Origin of the sequence: Caproicibacter fermentans, from assembly GCF_009746625.1 — a bacterium.
Classification (GTDB): Bacteria; Bacillota; Clostridia; order Oscillospirales; family Acutalibacteraceae; genus Caproicibacter; species Caproicibacter fermentans.
The window spans coordinates 1-814 of record NZ_VWXL01000040.1 but is presented as its reverse complement, the minus strand read 5'-3'; the positions used below and the strand labels follow the sequence as shown (position 1 = coordinate 814).

The following is an 814-nucleotide window of genomic DNA, read 5'->3' as shown; positions in this document are numbered from 1 at the left end:
TGTGTATCATTCCACTCCTTAACATCCGGCCTACCTCCATGGCGTTTCTTTATGCCATGGTAGCCGTTATTCTTGAGTGGGTCAATTCCGCCGGCGATCTCGGTCAATTATACTCCGGCGATAACAATTGCTCTGACAATTAATATAATTATCCCTATTATAATTGGAATATGCATAATTTATAACTCCTCATAAAATCCTTACCAGACATACTCATCTTTCATCTTCTGACGCTCTCTATTGACTTTTGCGCTTTGATGTACACTTTTTATACCATTTAAGTATATATAGTTAAACAAGCTAAGCAAAAACATAATTAACACCTGCCCTTTTTACAGATTACCATTTATAACCACAATTTTTACAATGAAAAGTCTTGCTAATACTCCCAGCCGCCAAAACACCAAAAGCGACTGCTTTACCGGCTTTACTTACTCCGCTAATTTTTTCAATATTAATTGAACCACAAGTAGGACAACACGGTACATGATTTAAGTCTTGAGAATGGGTATTAACAGAATTTTTATTATTTTTAAGTGATTCTAAATATTCTTGTCCCTCTACTTTTCTCCCTTTATAAACGCCATATCCTATAAATGCCAATCCAAATAACATAAAAATAATTCCCAACACGGCTTTAGTATTATTTTCGGTTACATAATTTTGAATTAGTTGTGCTATAACAATACATATGACCTGAGCCCCGAAAACTGAGCCAATAGAAAAGTTAGTCACAATATGATAAAATGCAGATGGAGTGATTAACATGAAGAAACGGTTCAGCGAGGAACAGATCATCAGGATTCTAAAAGAA

At 34.9% G+C, this 814-nt stretch carries 1 pseudogene; it reads right to left on the bottom strand.

Features of this window, described 5'->3' with window-relative positions:
* Positions 1–339: 339 nt before the first annotated feature.
* A pseudogene (locus CAFE_RS06195) lies at positions 340–814 on the bottom strand (hypothetical protein); the annotation flags it as partial.